Annotated in this window: 17 protein-coding genes; 7 read left to right on the plus strand and 10 right to left on the minus strand. The window is 63.2% G+C overall.

The window, feature by feature from the left end; all coding sequences use genetic code 11:
• Window position 1: 1 nt before the first annotated feature.
• The 10 genes from BG60_RS14535 to BG60_RS14580 form a co-directional block, all read right to left on the minus strand.
• Entirely contained in the window at window positions 2-820 is an 819-nt protein-coding gene (locus tag BG60_RS14535; protein WP_008353940.1) for an aldo/keto reductase, read from the minus strand.
• A gap of 12 nt (window positions 821-832) precedes the next feature.
• Complete coding sequence (locus tag BG60_RS14540; protein WP_008353939.1) at window positions 833-1,591, minus strand: enoyl-CoA hydratase/isomerase family protein; 759 nt, start codon at window positions 1,589-1,591, stop codon at window positions 833-835.
• Window positions 1,592-1,614: 23 nt separating this feature from the next.
• Entirely contained in the window at window positions 1,615-2,409 is a 795-nt protein-coding gene (locus BG60_RS14545) for a 3-ketoacyl-ACP reductase (protein WP_008353938.1), read from the minus strand.
• Entirely contained in the window at window positions 2,385-3,650 is a 1,266-nt protein-coding gene (locus BG60_RS14550) for a TRAP transporter large permease (RefSeq protein ID WP_008353936.1), read from the minus strand. The genes BG60_RS14545 and BG60_RS14550 overlap by 25 nt, the downstream gene beginning before the upstream one ends.
• Window positions 3,647-4,204, minus strand: coding sequence for a TRAP transporter small permease (locus BG60_RS14555; protein ID WP_008353934.1), 558 nt, complete (start codon window positions 4,202-4,204; stop codon window positions 3,647-3,649). Before BG60_RS14555 ends, BG60_RS14550 begins: the two co-directional genes overlap by 4 nt.
• A gap of 18 nt (window positions 4,205-4,222) precedes the next feature.
• Window positions 4,223-5,209 carry a TRAP transporter substrate-binding protein gene (locus tag BG60_RS14560; protein ID WP_008353932.1) on the minus strand — a complete coding sequence of 329 codons (987 nt, stop codon included), beginning with the start codon at window positions 5,207-5,209 and terminating at the stop codon, window positions 4,223-4,225.
• Window positions 5,210-5,394: 185 nt separating this feature from the next.
• Complete coding sequence (locus BG60_RS14565; RefSeq protein ID WP_008353929.1) at window positions 5,395-6,423, minus strand: LacI family DNA-binding transcriptional regulator; 1,029 nt, start codon at window positions 6,421-6,423, stop codon at window positions 5,395-5,397.
• Between the two features lie 64 nt (window positions 6,424-6,487).
• Entirely contained in the window at window positions 6,488-7,303 is an 816-nt protein-coding gene (locus BG60_RS14570; protein ID WP_008353928.1) for a shikimate dehydrogenase family protein, read from the minus strand.
• Window positions 7,300-8,346 (minus strand): Gfo/Idh/MocA family protein, encoded by a 1,047-nt coding sequence (locus tag BG60_RS14575; RefSeq protein WP_008353927.1) that lies wholly within the window; start codon window positions 8,344-8,346, stop codon window positions 7,300-7,302. Before BG60_RS14575 ends, BG60_RS14570 begins: the two co-directional genes overlap by 4 nt.
• Window positions 8,347-8,423: 77 nt before the next feature.
• On the minus strand, window positions 8,424-9,071 hold the full coding sequence (locus BG60_RS14580) for a TetR/AcrR family transcriptional regulator (RefSeq protein ID WP_008353926.1): 648 nt from the start codon (window positions 9,069-9,071) through the stop codon (window positions 8,424-8,426).
• A gap of 292 nt (window positions 9,072-9,363) precedes the next feature.
• On the opposite strand from BG60_RS14580, the gene BG60_RS14585 reads away from it, so the two are divergent.
• From BG60_RS14585 to BG60_RS14615, 7 genes are all read left to right on the plus strand, one after another.
• Window positions 9,364-10,122 carry an enoyl-CoA hydratase/isomerase family protein gene (locus BG60_RS14585; RefSeq protein ID WP_008353925.1) on the plus strand — a complete coding sequence of 253 codons (759 nt, stop codon included), beginning with the start codon at window positions 9,364-9,366 and terminating at the stop codon, window positions 10,120-10,122.
• A gap of 61 nt (window positions 10,123-10,183) precedes the next feature.
• Window positions 10,184-11,527, plus strand: a complete 1,344-nt coding sequence (locus BG60_RS14590) for an MFS transporter (protein ID WP_008353924.1) — start codon at window positions 10,184-10,186, stop codon at window positions 11,525-11,527.
• Window positions 11,528-11,576: 49 nt separating this feature from the next.
• The gene (locus BG60_RS14595) at window positions 11,577-13,181 is read left to right on the plus strand and encodes an acyl CoA:acetate/3-ketoacid CoA transferase (protein WP_008353923.1); all 1,605 of its coding nucleotides are present in this window, start codon (window positions 11,577-11,579) and stop codon (window positions 13,179-13,181) included.
• 8 nt (window positions 13,182-13,189) lie between these two features.
• A complete protein-coding gene (locus BG60_RS14600) occupies window positions 13,190-14,041 on the plus strand; it encodes a shikimate dehydrogenase family protein (RefSeq protein ID WP_144403650.1) in 852 nt (283 codons plus the stop codon).
• Between the two features lie 5 nt (window positions 14,042-14,046).
• A complete protein-coding gene (locus tag BG60_RS14605) occupies window positions 14,047-15,204 on the plus strand; it encodes a dihydrodipicolinate synthase family protein (protein WP_008353921.1) in 1,158 nt (385 codons plus the stop codon).
• 44 nt (window positions 15,205-15,248) lie between these two features.
• A complete protein-coding gene (locus BG60_RS14610) occupies window positions 15,249-15,743 on the plus strand; it encodes a MaoC/PaaZ C-terminal domain-containing protein (RefSeq protein ID WP_235366203.1) in 495 nt (164 codons plus the stop codon).
• A gap of 457 nt (window positions 15,744-16,200) precedes the next feature.
• Window positions 16,201-18,543, plus strand: a complete 2,343-nt coding sequence (locus tag BG60_RS14615) for a type VI secretion system Vgr family protein (RefSeq protein ID WP_034471898.1) — start codon at window positions 16,201-16,203, stop codon at window positions 18,541-18,543.
• The last annotated feature ends 1 nt before the right edge of the window (window position 18,544 follow it).

The raw sequence follows: 18,544 nt of genomic DNA on the forward strand, positions 1-18,544 counted from the left end.
ATCAGTCGAACTCGGGCGCATACGGCACCCGTTCGCGATTGACGATGCGGTAATTGGTGTCGTTCAGCGCGTCGATTCGATGCATGTCGATGCTCGACAGCGTGAAGTCCATCACGTCGAAGTTGGCCTCGATGTTCCTGCGCTGCGTCGACATCGTGTTGATCGGGACGCCTTTCTGGAGAATCCAGCGCAGCGCCACCTGCGCACCCGACTTGCCGTAGCGCGCACCGATTTCCTCGAAAAGCGGATAGTTGAAGATTTCGCCGCGCGCGACCGAGCAGTACGACGAAAGCGGAATGCCGGTCTCGATGGCGGTATCCATCAGCACACGCTGGTTCAAGAGCGGATGGAACTCGACCTGATTGGTGACGAGCGGCAGCGCGGTCGCGGCTTTCGCGGCGCGCATCATCGCGGCGTTGAAGTTGCTGACGCCGATATGACGCGTCAGGCCCGCGCGCGCCGCTTCTTCGAGGCGCCGCACGGAAGGCGCGACGTTGCCGTCCGCGGGCGGCCAGTGCAGCAGCAGGACGTCGGCCTGCTCGATCTTCAGCTTCTCGAGGCTTTCGCGCAGCGACGGCATGAAACGTTCGTCGGAATCGTTGGCGGGCGCGATCTTGGTCGTGATGCACAACTCGTCGCGCGGGATGCCGATCGCCCGCAGCGACGAGCCGACGCCGAGTTCGTTGTCGTAGAGCTGCGCGGTATCGATCGCGCGATAGCCGGTTTCGATCGCGTCCGTCAGCGCGTCGCGCAGTTGCTGTCCGTTGAGCGGCCAGGTGCCGAAAGATCGTTGATGCGTGCGTTGGAAAAGTATGTTCATGGTGTCGTGACATCAGAAGACGGCGGCCGTCTTCGCGAAAAAGGCGCGGATGCCGAGCTCCGCGTCGGGACTGGAGCGGACCGCGAGCGCGGCCGATGTATAGGCTGCGTGCGGATCGTCGTGGTCATCGACGATCAGCGCCTTGGCGAGCGCGGCGGCGCGCGGCGATACGCGGCACAGGCGCGCGGTCCATTCCTGCAACTGCGCTTCGACTTCCTGCGGCGCGCAGAACGCATTGACGATGCCCCACTGCAGCGCGGTCGATGCATCGATCTCCTGCGACAGCAGCACCGCTTCGAGCGCGCGCCCGCGGCCCGCGATGCGCTGCAAGCGGTCGCCGCCCTCCCAGCCGGGAATGGCGCCGATGGAAACTTCCGGAAAGCGCAGGCGCGCGCCGGTGCCAGCGAGCCGCAGATCGCAGCACAGCGCGAGTTCCAGGCCGCCGCCGAAGCACAGTCCTTCGATGACGGCCACGGTCGGGCAGCGCAGCCGTTCGAAGCGCCGGAACACCGCGTTGCCTTCGCCGACCCATTGCGTCGCGAATGTCTCCGGACTCAGCGCCGACCATTCGCGGATGTCGGCGCCGGACGAAAACACGCCGCCCGGCGTGCCGCGCAGCACGACGGCGCGAATGCCGTCGTCCCGGTTGATTTGCGCGATCTGCTCGTCGAGCGCGGCCAGCATCGCGAAGTCGAGCGCGTTGGCCTTGCCCGGATTGCTGAGTTCCAGCACGAGCACGGCATCTTCGCGACGCGAGAGAATGTGTCCCATCGATGGTTCCTCGGTCGTCGTGGTCACAGGCGCGGAACGGAGAGCGCGCCGTCGACGTTGAGCACGCTGCCCGTCGCGAACGCCATCTGTCCGCAGACGAGCGCCGCGACGGCCGACGCGACGTCCTGCGGCGCGCCCCAGCGCTTCATCGGGACGATGCCGCCGGCGATGCGTTCGTCGTAGCGCGCGGCGACGCCTTCCGTCATCGGCGTGCGGATGATGCCGGGGCGCACTTCGAATACGCCGATTGCGAGCGGCGCGAGGCGCAGCGCGAACAGCTTGGTGAGCATGCCCAGCCCGGCCTTCGACATGCAGTATTCGCCGCGCTCCGTCGACGCGAGTTCGGCGCTGACCGACGACACCGAGACGATGCTGCGCGAATCTTCGCTGCCGATCGCGGCCATGTGGCGCGCCACGGCCTGCGTGAGAAAGAACGTGCCGCGCATGTTGATATCGACGACGCGGTCATAGGACTGCTCGTCTACCTCCAGCAGATCGCCGCGCTGCCCGGCCGAGACGCCCGCGTTGTTGACGAGACAGGTGATCGGCCCGCAGTCCGAAACGATGCGCTCGACGAGCGCGCGATGGGCGGCGCTATCGGCGAGATCGTGCCGGTAAAAGCGTGCGCGCGCGCCGTGCGCTTCGACGGCGGCCATCGTTTCGTTCGCGTTGTCGTCATCGATGTCGATCAGCGCGAGATCGAACCCGCGCGTCGCCAGCTCGATCGCGATGCTCGCGCCGATGCCGCGGCGCGCGCCGGTGACGAGCGCGAGCGGCGGGGCGCGGCGCGGCGTCAGTACAGGAGATGAGGTAGCCATTCGGAGAACGCCGGCACGAAAGCCAGCAGCAGGATGGTCACGAACATGATGGCCATGAATGGCAGCATGGGCCGCACAAGATTCACCATTCGGATGTTGGCGACGCCGGTGACGATGAAGCAGGCCGTGCCGATCGGCGGCGTCACGAGCGAGATGCCGACGATGGCGATGGCGAGAATCGCGAAATGGATGTCGCTGAAGCCGGCGTCCTGCGCGATCGGCAGGAATAGCGGAATCAGCAGGATGAGCGCGGGAATGCCGTCGAGCAACGCGCCCAGCAGCCAGAACACGACCACGATGAACACCGTGAAGACGAACTTGTTGCCGGTCAGTTGCGTAGCGAATTCGGCGACCTGCTCGCCGACCGAGTTGTACGCCAGCATGTATCCGAGAATCTGCGCGACGCCGACGAGCGACAGCACGATTGCGCTGGTGCGGCCCGCCTTGATCAGAATGCCGAGCCATGCGCGGTTCGGAATGGATCGCTGCACGAGCGTGATGATCGTCACGTAGGCCACCGCCGCCGCAGCGGACTCGGTCGCCGTGAAGAAGCCCATGAAGATCCCGCCCAGGATGATGATCGGCGCACCGAGCGCGGGGATCGCGAGCATGAACGCGCGGCCGAGCTCGCGCACGCTGAAGTGGACCGGCGCGACCGGCGGCTCGGAGCGCGCGCGATACATGATGATGAGCATCTTCGTGATGCCGACCAGCAGGGCAGGCAGCGTCGCCGCGAGAAAGAGCTTCGTGACCGACATGTTCGCGACCGTCGCCAGCACGATGATCGTGATCGACGGCGGAATCAGAATGCCCGTGCCGGCCGCCGCCGCGATAATCGCGGACGACCATTCCTTGCGATAGCCGGCTTTTTCCATCGACGGCAGCATCGCCGAACTAATCGCGGCGGCATCCGCGTTGACGGAGCCGCTCAAGCCGGAGAAGACCATCGTCGAGGCGACGGCGGAAACGCCGAGCCCGCCGGGCACGCGGCCCACCAGCAGATTCATGAAGTTGACGAGGCGCCCGGCCGAGCCCGAGTGAAAGAGAATTTCTCCGGCGAGGATGAACAGCGGCACGGCGAGCAGCGTGAACGAATCGACGCCGTGATACATCGCCTGCGCGATGTTGGTCAGCGGCAGGCCTTGCATCAGGCCGTCGATGGTGCCGACCGCGCCCAGCGAAGCGATGATCGGCGCGCCGGCGACGACGAATAGCGCGAGCAGTCCGACGGTCAGAATCATTGCGTCCTCGTCTCGGTATGGCCGTGGCCGTGTTGCGCGCTTTCGAGGTTAGCGTGGGCGGCCAGGTCCCATGCGTGCGCCGCGAGATGCAGCAGACCCAGCGCGCTGCCGGCGGGAATCGCGGCGAACGATATCCATTGCGGGATGCCGCTCGGCGTCATCTGGTTGAGCCCGAGCTGCATGAACTGCCAGCCGCCCCAAGTGAGCGCCACGAGCAGGAAGCCCATCAACAGCATCTGCGCGAATGACGCCAGCGCGAGCCATCGGCCGCTCAGCTTGTCTTCGAAGAGTTCGAAAGCGACGTGCACCTTGTCGCGCACCCCGACCGCGATGCCGATGAAGGTCATCCAGATCATCAACGTGACGCTGACCTCGATGTTCCACGAGAGCGAGACGTGGAAGACGAAGCGGGACAGGATGCCCGCAAGAACGACGCAGAAGATCGCGAAAACCAGGACCGCTATCAGCAGGTCTTCGACGCTCGCGAGCACGCGCAACGCCGCAACCTTGTTGATGCTGTCCCGTGGCTCGCGCGAACGCGGATCGGGTTTCATGTCGGGAACCTCCGGCGGTTATCCGAGGGCGGGCAGGTAGGTGCCCAGTTCGGCGAAGTTGGCGCGGTACTTCGTATAGATCGGCTTGACCGCTGCCTGGAACGCGGGAAGATTCGCGTCGTTGAACGCCACGCCGGCCTTCTTCGCTTCGGCCAGATACTTCGCATCGGAAGCCAGCCACAGATCGCGTTCGTGCTGCTGAGCCTGCGCGGCGGCTTCCTTCACGGCGTCCTGTTTCTTGGGGTCGAGCGAGTCGAACCACTTCTTGCTGGCGAGCATCGGATCGATCGAGAAGAAGTGATTCGTGTACGAGTAGTGCTTCGCCACCTCGCTGTGATGCTGCTGAACGAAGAACGTCACCGAGTTCTCCGCACCATCGACGACGCCCTGCTGCAACGCGGAATAGATTTGCGTCGTGTCGAGCGGCGTCGCCTGTGCGCCGAGCTGGTTGAACGTCGCGATCATGATCTGATTGCCTTGCGTACGGATCTTCAGGCCCTTCAGATCGCCGGGTTCGTTGATCGGACGCGTGCGGTTGTAGACGCTGCGCAAGCCCGAGTCGAACCAGCCCAGCAGCACGAAGCCGAGATTGTCGAGGATGCCCGCATAGGCCTTGCCGAGCGCACCGTCCTGAGCCGCGAAGAGCGACTTCCGGTCGGGAAACGCGAAGGGCATCGCGAAGAGTCCGAGACGCTTGTCGTAGCCTTCTAGATCCGCCACGTTGGTCACCGTGACTTCGAGCGTGCCGTTGCGCAGTTGCTCGTTCATGCGCGTGTGGGAGCCGAGCACGCCGTCCGGAAATACGCGCGCGTCGAAGCCGGTCGTTTCCTTCAGACGCTTGGCCATCAGATTCTCGGTGATGACCTCGGGATTGTGGCGGTCGACGACATCGCCGATGCGGATCGTCGGGGTGTCGGCGCTCGCCAGGCGCGGCAGGCAACCCGCGGCCGCCGACGCAGCCGTGAGCATCAAAATCTTGCGGCGAGAAAGCAGATAGTCATGCATGTCTCGGACTCCTATGGGTCTGATGTCCATATTGCATTGCGACGAAAAAGGCGCGAAGAGACGCTGCCGATGCGACTGCGAAAATCTGTTAGATCGATCTACTACAGGGTAAAAGCTGCGCGGATACGGTGCAAGGAGATTTTTATAAGGGAAACCCGAACGGAGCACGTCCGGGTATGAAGCGCTTATTTGCGCGCGCCGCAGGTTCCGCGGATGACGAGAACCGGCTCCGAGACGATGCGCGTGGGCGTCCGCGAAGGCTCCGTCATGCGCTTGAGCAGCAGATCGGCGGCGGCGCGGCCGATGTCGTCCTGCAAGACCTGGACCGTGGTCAGCGGCGGCTCCCAGAGTTCGGCTTCCGGCACGTCGTCGAAGCCTACGACGCCGAAGTCTGCGCCAGGCTCGATGCCGTGGGCGCGCAGTCCGAGCATCACGCCGAACGCGACGATATCGTTGCCGCATACGACGGCCGTCGGCGGATTCTTCAGCGCAAGCAGTTCGGTGATGATGCGCTTTCCGTCGTGACGCGTGAGCGGCGACGGCACGAGCAGCCGTTCGTCGAGTTTGATCTTCGCGTCGCGCAGCGCGTCGCGATAGCCCTCGGCGCGGTCGCTGCCGGTCGACGCGCGCATCACGCCGCCGATCATCGCGATGCGTTTGTGCCCGAGCGAAATCAGATGCGAGGTCGCGAGCGCCATGCCGCGACGATTGTCCACGCCGACGTAATCGGCCTTGAGGCCCGGCACGTAACGCGAAGCGAAGACGCACGGAATGCCCCACGCGAGCACCTGACGCATCTGCGCGGCCGTCGTCGATTCGGTCGGACAGACGATGAGACCGTCGATATTGTGCTGCCGCACGGTATCGAGAAAGCGGCCTTGGCGTTCGAGCGATTCGTCGGTGTTGCCGAGCAGCGTGATGAACCCTTGCGTGCTCAGGCTCGCCTCGATGGAGCGGACGAGCATCGTGAAATACGGATTGGCGAGGTCGTTGACGACGACGCCGACGGTGTTCGTCTGATTGCTGCGCATGCCCGCCGCATGGCGGTTGTAGACGTAGCCTTTGCGCTTGAACGCTTCCAGCACGCGCTCGCGCGTGGCTTCGGAGATGCGCGGGCTGTTGCGCAGCACGAGCGAGACCGTGGCGCGGGACAGGCCGAGATCGTTTGCGATATCCAGCAGCGTGACGGGAGAACCTGGTTTGCCTCGGGTCATTGGAACGGTCGATGAGTCGTATGCCCGGAGTGTATCCGAATCGGCCGCGAGATCCGTCTTCCGGTCAGCCATGCGCGATGCCGAAGAACTCGGCGACGATCTCCGCCTGATTCTCCAGCAGATGACGCCCGAGATGGATGCGGTGGCCGCGTTCCTCGGCCTGACAGAGCAGTTGTGTGCGTTCAGGCTTCATGATGATGTCCGCCACCAGCACGCGGCGGTCGAGCCGGGCGATGTCGAACGGCAACGGATCTCCGGCCGCCATGCCGCACGGCGTCGCGTTGACGACCATATCGACATCCGCGGGACTGGCGCTTCCGGCCGAGACGTTCGCATCGGGATAGGCGTGCGCAAGCTCCGCGATCAGCGCGTCCTGCTTCGCGCGATCCACATCGATCAATTGCAGCGCTTTCACGCCCGCGCGGGACAGCGCATGCGCGAGCGCTTTTCCGGCTCCGCCCGCACCCGCCTGAAACACCGACATGCCGCGCGGCTCGTGGCCCTGTTTTCGCAGTCCGCGCGTGAAGCCTTCGCCGTCGTACATCTCGCCGACCCATTCGCCCGATTCGACGCGGCGCATGCAATTGATCGCGCCCACTTTCCGCGCAATCGGCAGGAGCCGGTCGACGAGGCCGGTCATCGATATCTTGTGCGGCACCGTGACGACGATGCCATCGAGATTGCCGATCGTCTTCAGTCCGGCGATGGCGGTCGCGAGCGACGCGGCGGGAATCTGCATCGGCACGAGCACCGCGTTCACGCCCATGCGCTGGAATATCTCGTTGAAGACGAGCGGCGAGCGCGCTTGCGCAATCGGATCGCCGACGATGGCGAAGAGGCGCGTGTCTCCGGAAACTGCGGCGTTCAGTGCGAAAGTCATGATGACGAGTCCGGGTTGACGATCATGAGTCGATGCTCATCCGACGAGGCGATCAGCGCGTCGATCAGCAGATGCGCATTCAAGGCGCTGCGCAATGACGCGACCGGCTCGATTCCGTGCGTGGCGGCGTCGATGAAATTGGCGATCACGGCCTGATGGGCGTGATGAGAGAAGGCCATCGGGTTCGCGCCTGAACCGAGCGAAGCGGTTTCGCCTTCGTCGAGCGTGGTGCCGTCCATGTACTGCACGACGAGCCTGCCGCCGCCGAGCGTCGCGCTGCCGTTGCTGCCGCTCAATTCGATGCGTTCGGGAAAGCCGGGAAAGATGGCCGTGCTGGCGTGCAGCGACGCGACGCAGCCGCTTCGGTATCGCATGACGCCCGCGACGGTGTCCTCGCATTCCATGCGGTGCGCGCGGCTCGTGATCGCGTAGGCGAACACTTCGTCGGGAAGGCCGACCAGCCACAAGAAAAGATCGAGCGTATGGATGGCCTGCGTCATCAGCACGCCGCCGCCGTCGCGCTCGCGCGTGCCGCGTCCGGGTTCGTCGTAATAGGACTGCGGACGCCACCACGGAACGGCGATGCTCGCGCTGTGGATGTCGCCGAGCGCGCCCGCGTCGAGCAATTGACGGAGCTTGCGCGCTGCGTCGCGCGTGCGATGTTGCAGCACCGCAGCCGCGACGATGCCGCGTTGCTCGCATAGCGCGACCAGCTCGCGCGCGCGAGACGTGGTGACGTCGATGGGCTTCTCGACCAGCAGATGTTTGCCCGCTGCCGCGATCATCGCGCCGAGTTCGAGATGCGTGTTCGGCGGCGTCAGCAGCAGCACGCCGTCGACGTTGTCATCGGCGAGCGCCGTGTCGAGATCGAGCGTGACGCGCGCATGCGGCAATTGTCGGGCGAAAGCGCTTGCGCGTTCCTGCGACCTCGCAACGACATACCGAACGGTCGCGCGGTCCTGCAAGGCCAGCAGACTCGCCAGATGCGGCGCGGATGCCATGCCCGCGCCGACGACTGCGAGCTTGAAACCGGTCTCGTTCATGTCTATTGTCTCCGTTGAAAGACAATAAGGTAGATCGATCTAATTGTCCAGCCGCCGATGACATCGACGGGAAAGATTCACTTGGTGTATTTCGCGAGCACCACGACGGAGAAAGAGTTCATGAACTGTTCGACGCGCTCGAAGCCGCCCGCGTCCTGTGCGAATACCGACAGGCTGTCGACGAGGTGCGTGAGCAGGAAGATCAGGTCTTCCTTCGGCGTGTCGCGCTTCAGCTCGCCGGTGCGGCTCGCATGCTCGACGGCGACTTCGACGGCCGCGTGGATCTCGGTCGTGAAGCCCGCGAGCGCCGCGCGCGCCTCGTCGGTCAGGACGTCGCTTTCCAGGCGCAGCCGGCCAATCAGACTCCACGGCCTGCGCGTCTTGCCGCCGGGATTGTATTTGCGGAACAGATTGCGGTTGTAGGCGACTTCCGCCTGCAGCTTCTCTCGCAGCGACAGCGTTTCGTCGAGCCAGATTTTCTTCTGTCCCGCGGTGGCGCCGGCCACGTATTCCTTCACCACTTCCTCGACGAGACTGTTCTTGTTGCCGAAGTGATAGTGGATGTTGGTGGTCGTGATGCCGAGCTCCTTGGCGATCACGCCAAACGTTGTCTTGTGATAGCCGTGCGCGATCAGGAGCTTCTTCGCCAGATCCTTGATGCTGTCGTACATCGGAGATTTTTTGGGCGCGGCGCTTGTTTTGTCGGTCTTGTCGTTCTGACTCAACGGTTCATCTCGGTGGGGATCGGACTGCCGGCTCGGCCTCGAACGAGGCGAAGCAACGGACGGGGATGCTGCGGAATTTGCGGTCGATTTTACACGACCCCCATTTGTCGATCTCTTCGCCGCCTTCTCCGCAAACGACTGCGCGCGTTCCATTTTTCGCCTCCCGAAAATCTCGTTGCGTAGTGCCCGGAAATGATGTTAATGTCCGCTCAACGTACTTACTAGTAAGTAAGTATAAGGGAATACTCGAATGGGACATCACTGCTTCGGCAGTGAAAAAAAAGGAGGCGCGATGCAGGAACACATGGTGGTGCGCAAACACGGCGCGGTCGCGGAGATCGTCATCAATCGACCGGAGAAGATGAACGCGATCACGCCCGAGATGACGCAGACGCTCGCCGGCATCCGGCAGGACATCGAGCGTGACGAAGCGATCCGCGCGGTGCTGCTGCGCGGCGAAGGCGAGCGCGCATTCAGCGCGGGAAGCGATCTCCATTCGCTCAAGACGTATCGCACGACGTGGGAGTTTCGCGCCCGCACCGATTACGCGATGGTCGTGCGCGAATTCACCAAGCCCGTCGTCGCGGCATTGAAAGGCTGGGTGCTGGGCGGCGGCCTGGAAATGATGCTTGGCGCCGATGTCCGCGTCGCGGGACAAAGCGCGAAGTTCGGCGCGCCTGAAGTGGTGCGCGGTTGGGTCGGCGGCGGCGGTGCGTCGCAAATGCTGCCGCGCCTCATCGGCTACGGGCAGGCCATGCGCCTTCTGCTGACCGGCGACACCATCGATGCGAACGAGGCGCTCCGCATCGGCCTTGTCGAGATGGTGGTCGAGGATGCGGCCGTCGTCGAAACCGCGATGGCGCTGTGCCGCAAGATGGCCGAGTTCAGCCCGATCGCGACGCAGTCGGTCAAGGCGGCCGTGCGCGCATCGCTTTCGATGAGCGTCGAACAGGGCATTCGCTACGAGAACGAGCTGACGTCGCTGTGCTTCGCCTCGGGCAACTACGAGGAGGGCGCCAACGCATTCGGCAATCGCGCAAGCCGGAACTGATTCGCGGACAAGTACGTCACGTCGAACATAACCAGACCAAAGAGAAGCAGGAGACAGCGCCATGCAAGTCGCACATGCGCAGAACGCAGACCGCAGGAACATCCGACGCGCCGTGTTCGCGTCGACGCTCGGCACCATCATCGAATGGTACGACTATGGGCTCTACGCAGCGGCATCGGGCCTCATCATCAACAAGCTGTTCTTTCCGCAGTTGTCGTCGCTTGCGGGCACGCTCGCGGCGTTCGCGACCTTCGCGGTCGGCTTCATCATCCGGCCGGTTGGCGGCATCGTCATTTCGCATATCGGCGACAAATACGGCCGCAAACCCGCGCTCGTGTTCTGCGTGACGATCATGGGCGCGGCGACCGTCGGCCTCGGCATATTGCCGACGTGGCAGCAGGCAGGCGTGATCGCGCCGATCCTGCTCGTGCTGCTGCGCATGATGCAGGGCTTCGGCGCCGGCGCGGAACTCGCCGGCGCAATCACGCTGATCGCCGAATACACGCCGCCGAGCCGGCGCGCGTTCTTTACGTCGATTCCGAACGCGGCCACCAACTTCGGCGTGATGATCGCGATCGCGACGTTCCTGATGATCTCGTACGTGCCGGAAGACATCCTGTTCACGTGGGCGTGGCGCGTGCCGTTCATCCTGTCGCTCGGGTTGTTCGGCGTCGCGATCTACATCCGCTCGAAGCTCGATGAAACGCCCGAATACGTCGCCGCGATGGAGAAGGCGAGCGCGAAGGCCAAGGCCGAGAAAGTGCCCGTCGCGGACCTGTTTCGCAACAGCCGTCGCGAGTTGCTGTGCGGCTTCTTCGCGATGGGCGGCCATCAGGCGCTCAGCTATGTGCTCAATACCTTTGCGCTGAGCTACATGACCAACACGGTCGGCATGGCGAAGGCTGACAGCCTCGTCGTACTGATCATCGCGCTGGGCTTCTCGCTTTTCTGCGCGCCCGTCGGCGGCATGCTCGCGGACAAATACGGCAGCGGCAACGTGTTCGCCGCCGGCGCGATGATCGCGCTCGCGCTCGTGTGGCCGCTCTTCCGCGCCATCGATTCGAAGGACATCGTGCTCGCCACGATCGCGATGAGCGCGGTCTATGGAATCAGCTGGGGCTGCACCTGCGGCGCACAGGGCGCGTTCCTGTCGAATCTGTTTCCGACGCAGTACCGCTTCTCCGGCATCGCGATGTGCCGCGAGTTTTCCGGCGCGCTGATAGGCGGGCCGACGCCGTTCATCGCGACCGCGCTCGTCGCATACGCGGGCGGCAAGCCGACTTACGTGATGGTGTTCCTCGCCGTCTTCTGCCTGCTCACGCTGATCGCGGCGCTGTTCGGCAAACGCCTCTCGCGTCATCGGGACGATCAGCCCGTGTTCCAGGAATCGCATTCGGCAATCTGACGCCGATGCGGGCATCGACGCAAACACAGACAATACCGGAGTAGATGACATGCAAATTTTGACCGCCGACCAGGCTGCATCCCTGCTGAAGGATGGCGATACCTTGATGATCGGCGGATCGGGAAGCGGGCACGCCGTGCCGGAAGCGCTGATCGAGGCGCTCGAGCGGCGCTTTCTCGCGCAGGGCGAGCCGCGCCGGATCACGTCGTTTCATCCGGTCGGCCTCGGCGATCGCGGCGAACGCGGCGCATCGCGGCTCGCGCATACGGGGCTGCTCAAGCGTGTCGTATGCGGCACGCTGGTCGATTCGCCGGCGCTCGCGCAGATGGCGCTGAACAAGGAAGTCGAAGCGTGGACACTGCCGCAGGGCGCGCTCTCGCAGCTCACGCGCGAGATGGCGGCGGGGCGGCCGGGGCTCGTCAGTCATGTCGGGCTGCATACCTTCGTCGATCCGCGCAATGGCGGTGGGCTTCAGGGCGCGCCGAGCGATGACGAACTCGTCAGCCTGATCGAGCTCGACGGCCGCGAGTGGCTGTTCTACAAGCCGTTCGAAGTCGATGTCGCTTTTCTGCGCGGCACGACGGCGGACGAAGACGGCAACATATCGATGGAGCATGAAGCCGTTTTCGCGGACATGCTCTCGATGGCGCAGGCGACGAAGCGCAACGGCGGTGTCGTGATCGTGCAGGTGAAGCGGCTTGCGAAGCGCGGCACCTTGCCCGCGAAGACGGTGAAGATTCCGGGCATGCTCGTCGACGCGGTCGTCGTTCAGGAGGATCAGCCGGTGACGTATCAGACGGCTTACGATCCGTCGTTTACCGGCGAAATGCGTATTCCGCTCGGCGGTTTTCCGCGCCTTCCGCTCGACGAACGCAAGATCATCGCGCGGCGTCTCGCGATGGAACTGAGCATGGGCGCGGTGTGCAACGTCGGCTCGGGCGTGTGCACGGGCATCGGGCTCGTCGCGGCGGAAGAGGACGTGCTGCATCACATCGTGCTGACGAACGAGCAAGGGCTGATCGGCGGCGCGCCCGCGGCGGGACTCGATGCCGGCGCCGCGCGCAACTACAGCGCGATCGTCGACATGCCGTATCAATTCGATTTCTACGATGGCGGCGGCATCGATATCGCGTTTCTCTCGGCGGTCGAGATCGACGCGCAGGGCAGCGTCAATATCAGCCGCTTCGCGAACAAGCTGATCGGCGTGGGCGGGTTCATCAACATCAGCCAGAACGCGCGCAAGATGGTCTTCGGCGGCACGTTCACGGCGGGCAACCTGCAAGTGTCCTGCGAAGGCGGCAAGCTGCAGATCCTGAAGGAAGGCGCGCATCGCAAGTTCGTGTCGAAGCTGCAGCAGGTGTCGTACAGCGGACCTTTCGCGCAGGAGCGCAAGCAGACGACACTCTTCGTCACCGAGCGCGCGGTGTTTTGCGCCATCGATGGCGCGCTCGAACTGATCGAGATCGCGCCGGGCATCGATCTCGAGCGCGACGTGCTCGCGCACATGGCGTTTCGCCCCGTCATCTCGCCCGATCTCAAGCTGATGGACGAGCGACTCTTCCGTCCCGAACCGATGGGCCTCGATGCCGTGATGGCGTCGCAAGGCTGGCCGTGTCATCCGCGGCTTGCTGAGTTAGCGGGGGGCGAGCGGTGAAGCGCGAGTTGCAAGCTCTTCGAATCGATGGATCGACGCGCCTCTTCGGCATCGTCGGCAGTCCGGTGACGCAGGTGAAGACACCGCAACTGATGAACGCGCTCTTCGACGCAAGCGGCATCAATGCGACATGCCTGCCGTTCGATGTGCCCGTGAACGTGTTCGAGCCGGCCGTAGCCGGACTTCAGGCGCTCGGCAATCTCGATGGCCTGGTCGTCACCGTGCCGCACAAGGTGCGCGCGATGGCGATGGTCGACGACATGTCGGACACGGCGCGGCGCGTCGGCGCGATCAACGTGATGCGGCAGCAGCCGGATGGCACCTGGTACGGCGATATGTTCGACGGCACAGGCCTCGTGCAGGGACTGACGCGACTCGGCTTCGAGGTTCGCGGCCAGCGCGTGAAGCAGCTCGGCGCGGGCGGTGCGGGCGCCGCGGTCGCGCACGCGCTGGCCGAGGCGGGCGCGGCGAGCATCGCGCTGAGCGATCCGCAGCGCGAGCTGTCCGAGCAGTTGTCGGCGCGACTGAACCGCTTCTATCCGGATTGCGAGGCTCGCGTCGATGTCGATCCGGCGAATGTCGCGGGCATGGATCTGCTCATCAACTGTTCGCCGGTCGGCATGAAGCCGGGCGATGGCATGCCGGCTTCCTTTGGCGCATTTTCCGAAGCGATGCAGGTCGTCGACATCATCATGACGCCCGCCGAAACGCCGCTGCTGAAACATGCGCGGCAGTGCGGCTGTCGCGCGACCAACGGACGGCCGATGATCGACGGGCAGCTCGCGGCGTTCGCGACGTTTTTCGGCATCGACATGCCCGCAGCGTTCCCTATCCTTTTCGACGCGCCTATCCGGACCTGACTACCATGCATATCGTTCTTCCGACCGCTTCCGGCGAGTTCGAAAACTACACGCTCAAAGGCGATCCGATCGGCGGCGCGCCGGCGGGATCGACATTCAACCGCATCGCCTATTCCGCCGCGCACGTCGTGGCCGATCCGCTTCGCAGCGGCGAACTGAATCAGCCCGCCGCACTCGACTGGGCGCGCACGATCGAATATCGGCGATATCTGATCGGCCAGGGGCTCGGCATCGCGGAGGCGATGGACACCGCGCAGCGCGGCATGGGCCTCACATGGGACACGGCGCTCGAGCTCATCGAGCGGACGATGCAGGAAACGCGCGACATGGCCGGTGCGCGGATCGCGTCGGGATGCGGCACGGATCATCTTCCCGCGCAGTCGGCCACGTCGTGCGGTGACGTCATCCGCGCCTATGCGACGCAGCTCGAAGCGATTCAGCGCACGGGCAGCCGGGTGATCCTGATGGCAAGCCGCGCGCTCACCCGCGTGGCGCGAAGTCGCGATGACTATCTGCGTGTGTATGGCGAAGTGCTCGCGATGTGCGACAAGCCCGTGATCCTTCACTGGCTCGGCGACATGTTCGATCCGGAGTTGAAGGGATACTGGGGCAGCGACAATCTCGACGAAGCAGCCGACGCGTGCCTGACGGTCATCACGGAGAACGCTGGCAAGATCGACGGCATCAAGATTTCCCTGCTCGACGATGCCCGCGAGATTGCCTTCCGGCGACGCCTGCCCGAAGGCGTCAGGATGTATACGGGCGACGATTTCAACTATCCGTCGCTCATCAAGGGCGATGCAGAAGGTTACTCGCACGCGTTGCTCGGCATCTTCGATGCGATCGCGCCGGCTGCATCGCAGGCGCTCGCGGCGCTCGCTGCAGGCGATCTCGCGCGATACGAGCGGGTTTTCGCGCCGACGGTGGCGCTCTCGCGCCACATCTTTCGCATGCCGACGCAGTACTACAAAACGGGCGTCGTCTTTCTCGCCTACCTGAACGGATTTCAGCCGCATTTCTTCATGCTCGGCGGTCACCACGGCGCACGTCCGCCGGTTTATCTCGCGGACGTGTTCCGTCTCGCCGATAAGGCCGGCCTGCTGCGCAATCCCGATCTCGCGGTTCAGCGAATGCGGCTCGTCATGCAGACGCTCGGACTTTGAACGCCGACTTTCTTGAAGGCACATTACAAGGACAGATGGAAGACATGACCCAATTACAGAACGAAGAAGCCGCCGTACAGCGCGGGCGTTTGCTCGCGCCGGGCATGTATGACCTGAACGACCTCGAGATAGGCGATCATTTCGTCACGTCCGGCATGACGTTGACGGAAGCGCATATTGTCAATTACGCGGGTGTATCGGGCGATATGTACGACATCCATCTCGACGATGTGGCCGCGCAGCAGGCGGGATTTTCCGGCCGGATCGCGCACGGACTGCTCGGCCTCGCGCTCACCGATGGTCTGAAGACGCGCTCACCGGTGCGCATGAGCGCGCTGGCGACGTTGGGATGGAACTGGTCGTTTCGGGCGCCGCTTCATATCGGCGATCGCATTCAGGTCGAAATCGAAGTCGTCGGTAAGCGGGTGACGAAGCGCATCGACCGAGGAATCGCGACGCTGAAGCTGCGCGTGCTGAATCAACTGGGGAACGTCGTGCAGGACGGGGAGACGCTGCTGTTGATGCAGAATCGGGCTTAGTTTTCTCAAATATTCGATACGCGCGACGATTGCCCATCAGCGGGCGTTAACGATCATCGTTTGACCGAAGCTCGGGCGGTCGAGCCCGATGCGCGCAACCAGTTGTGTCATGACCTCCCGCTCCGCACCGCCTCTGCGAGCACGAGCAACGTGCAGAATTGCAGTTTGGGTGCGCGTCACTGCGATCGCTGCGATCGCTGCTTTAACCTGGACATGCTAAAGGCTCGGTGCAGTTTCCATGTCGAGCGGCCCCACCTCCGATCAGTGCCGCAAGCGTCTTCGGACCATTCCTAAATGACAATGACGTCGCTCCGAGCGACGGAATATTAGGTCACAATCCCCTGCTAAATTATCCCGATTCGGAATGCCAAGCGATTGCGCGATGCAATCCTCGGGTCGTTAAAACGTCTACCTAAGTTGTCGTCGAAGTGGCGCTTAGCAGGGAGAGTGCTTTCGCATGTCAATGGTATTGCCAAGTCAGGCCTACGGCCTCCAGTTGAAGCCCCACCCCGCGCCCATCTCAGTATTGAGCTTCAATGGCGAGGCGCAAATTAGCGCGCTCTACAAGTTCAATATCGAATTTACGAGCCCTGTCGCCGATATTCCGATGGATCAGGTCGTTGGGCGGTCTGCGGTGTTGACCATCGCCCCCATCGATCCTCAAGAAGCTTATCTGCGGCAGATGTTCGGTGAACGATGGAAGGACTTCAGCAAGGCGCCGGAGCCTAGCGTCACGCATGGCGTCATTGACAGGTTTGAGACGCTCGGCACATCGACCGATGAAACCCGGTATCGCGTCACCCTGGTGCCGAAGATCGCGGAATTGGCGAGAGGCCGCACATGCCGATTGTTTCAGAAGCAATCGGTCGTCGAGATCATCACCGATACGCTGCGCCACTACGATTATCGCCTCGGTGTCGATTTCGATTTCAAGAGTCTGCGCGGCACGTATAAGCGGCTCGAATACGAGACTCAGTTCTACGAGACCACGTTCGCGTTCATTCAGCGCCTCTGCGCCGAAGCGGGCATCTGGTTTCGCTTCGAGCAGAAGAGCGATCGGACGGTGATCATCTTCGGGGATGATCTGGATGCGTATGCCCGCAAGCAGCGGGTGGTTCCGTATCGCAGCCACTCGGGGCTGGAAAGCGTGGGTGCCGAATCGATCCGTTCGCTCAGGACGATCACGCAGCGCGTGCCCGAGGCGGTGCAACTGAACGACTACAACCATCGTCAGGCGGACGTCAATCTGTTGGTCGAGGAGAACACCGCGCGCGCGGACAAGACCACCGATGGTGTCGATGGGACGTGGGGCGAGCATTACGAAACGCTGGAGGAAGGTCGCCAGATCGCGCGTCTGCGCCATGAAGCGCACATCGCCACGCAGATCAGCTATCGCGCTCGGGGCAATCCGTTCTCGCTCGAAGTGGGCGAGGTGATCAGGCTGGACGTGAATCCCAAGGATGCGCCCAACGGCCTGCTCGTTACGTCGATGCGTTGCGGCGGCGGCCGGGGCGTGTCGTACTGGAACACTTTTCGGGCGATCCCGGCGGATCGCAAGTGGCGCACGAGCATCGACGTGATCGAGCGTCCCAAGGCCGAAGGCATCTGGCCGGCCAGGGTGGATTCTCCCGGCAACTATCACTATGGCTATCTCGATGAAAAGGGACGGTATGTCGTCAAGATGCCGTTCGATCTGGACGAGTGGAGTCCGGGGGGCGCGAGCCGTCCTATTCGTATGGCCAAGCCTTATGCGGGGGCGGACTACGGTCATCACATGCCGTTGATCCACGGCACGGAGGTGGCGCTCATCTTCACGGCACAGGATCCGAATCGGCCCGTGATCGTGGGGAGCTTGCACGACAGCCTGAATCCGGATCTGGTCAACAACCTGAACAACACCCGAAATCTCATCCGCACGGCTGCGAAGAACGAACTTCGCATGGAGGATAAGGAGAATTTCGAGCACATCCATTTGACGACGCCGTATCAGACCAGCGAACTGAATCTGGGGCATATGGTCGATGGGCAGCGCAAGGAGCGTGGGCGGGGGGCGGAGTTGCGTTCGGACGAGCATGTGGCGGTCCGGGGTGGAAAGGGAGTGCTGCTGTCAGCGGAAGTGCAGCAGAACTCGAATGGCCAGCAACTCGCGATGCAGGACGCCGATACTACGCTCAGTCAGGCCCGGGATCTGTTGCGCTCGCTTAACGATTCCGCCAGCACTGCTAAGGCATGGCTCGCAGAGGTCGACCAGCAACGTTCGCTCATCGAGGAGAAACTGACCAAATTGGGGAGGTCAGTGCTTGTAGCGACCGCGCCGGACGGCATTGGTGTTGCCAGCGGACAGCAACTACAGCTTGCGTCGCGCAAGCAGATGTTCGTTACTTCAGGCGAGGGTCTCGACTTTGGCGCATTGAAGCGCATAACTGCCGCTGCCGGTGAAGCGATTTCATTCTTCGCGGCAAAGTTGGGAATCGGTTTGTTTGCCGCGAAGGGGAAGGTGCAGATACAGGCGCAGAGCGACGCGATGGAGTTGTTGGCCATGCAAGGCATGGTTGTGAGTTCCTCAGATGGCGAGGTAACGATAACCGGGCGCAAGGGTGTGACGATCGGTGATGGTTCGGGAGCCTATATCAAATTGATGGGCGGTAGAATCATGCTTGGTAGTCCTTCAGGTGAGATAGAGATAAAGGGGGATCTGACCATCGCTGACGCCGACGGCGGAAGCTTCACATTCCCGTCCTGGTCAAGCACGCCGGTGCAGGACATGAAGAACCCGATTTCCTTTGGATTTTCTGAATAAG

Source organism: Caballeronia zhejiangensis, from assembly GCF_000698575.1.
GTDB classification, from domain to species: domain Bacteria; phylum Pseudomonadota; class Gammaproteobacteria; order Burkholderiales; family Burkholderiaceae; genus Caballeronia; species Caballeronia zhejiangensis.

Excerpts from the sequence above, each read along its gene's own strand:
- BG60_RS14595 (WP_008353923.1), top strand. The coding sequence starts at position 11,577 with ATGCAAATTTTGACCGCCGACCAGGCTGCATCCCTGCTGAAGGATGGC.
- BG60_RS14565 (WP_008353929.1), bottom strand. The coding sequence starts at position 6,423 with ATGACCCGAGGCAAACCAGGTTCTCCCGTCACGCTGCTGGATATCGCA.
- BG60_RS14615 (WP_034471898.1), top strand. The coding sequence starts at position 16,201 with ATGTCAATGGTATTGCCAAGTCAGGCCTACGGCCTCCAGTTGAAGCCC.
- BG60_RS14575 (WP_008353927.1), bottom strand. The coding sequence starts at position 8,346 with ATGAACGAGACCGGTTTCAAGCTCGCAGTCGTCGGCGCGGGCATGGCA.
- BG60_RS14540 (WP_008353939.1), bottom strand. The coding sequence starts at position 1,591 with ATGGGACACATTCTCTCGCGTCGCGAAGATGCCGTGCTCGTGCTGGAA.
- BG60_RS14545 (WP_008353938.1), bottom strand. The coding sequence starts at position 2,409 with ATGGCTACCTCATCTCCTGTACTGACGCCGCGCCGCGCCCCGCCGCTC.
- BG60_RS14550 (WP_008353936.1), bottom strand. The coding sequence starts at position 3,650 with ATGATTCTGACCGTCGGACTGCTCGCGCTATTCGTCGTCGCCGGCGCG.
- BG60_RS14605 (WP_008353921.1), top strand. The coding sequence starts at position 14,047 with ATGCATATCGTTCTTCCGACCGCTTCCGGCGAGTTCGAAAACTACACG.
- BG60_RS14590 (WP_008353924.1), top strand. The coding sequence starts at position 10,184 with ATGCAAGTCGCACATGCGCAGAACGCAGACCGCAGGAACATCCGACGC.
- BG60_RS14560 (WP_008353932.1), bottom strand. The coding sequence starts at position 5,209 with ATGCATGACTATCTGCTTTCTCGCCGCAAGATTTTGATGCTCACGGCT.
- BG60_RS14555 (WP_008353934.1), bottom strand. The coding sequence starts at position 4,204 with ATGAAACCCGATCCGCGTTCGCGCGAGCCACGGGACAGCATCAACAAG.
- BG60_RS14570 (WP_008353928.1), bottom strand. The coding sequence starts at position 7,303 with ATGACTTTCGCACTGAACGCCGCAGTTTCCGGAGACACGCGCCTCTTC.
- BG60_RS14610 (WP_235366203.1), top strand. The coding sequence starts at position 15,249 with ATGACCCAATTACAGAACGAAGAAGCCGCCGTACAGCGCGGGCGTTTG.
- BG60_RS14585 (WP_008353925.1), top strand. The coding sequence starts at position 9,364 with ATGCAGGAACACATGGTGGTGCGCAAACACGGCGCGGTCGCGGAGATC.
- BG60_RS14535 (WP_008353940.1), bottom strand. The coding sequence starts at position 820 with ATGAACATACTTTTCCAACGCACGCATCAACGATCTTTCGGCACCTGG.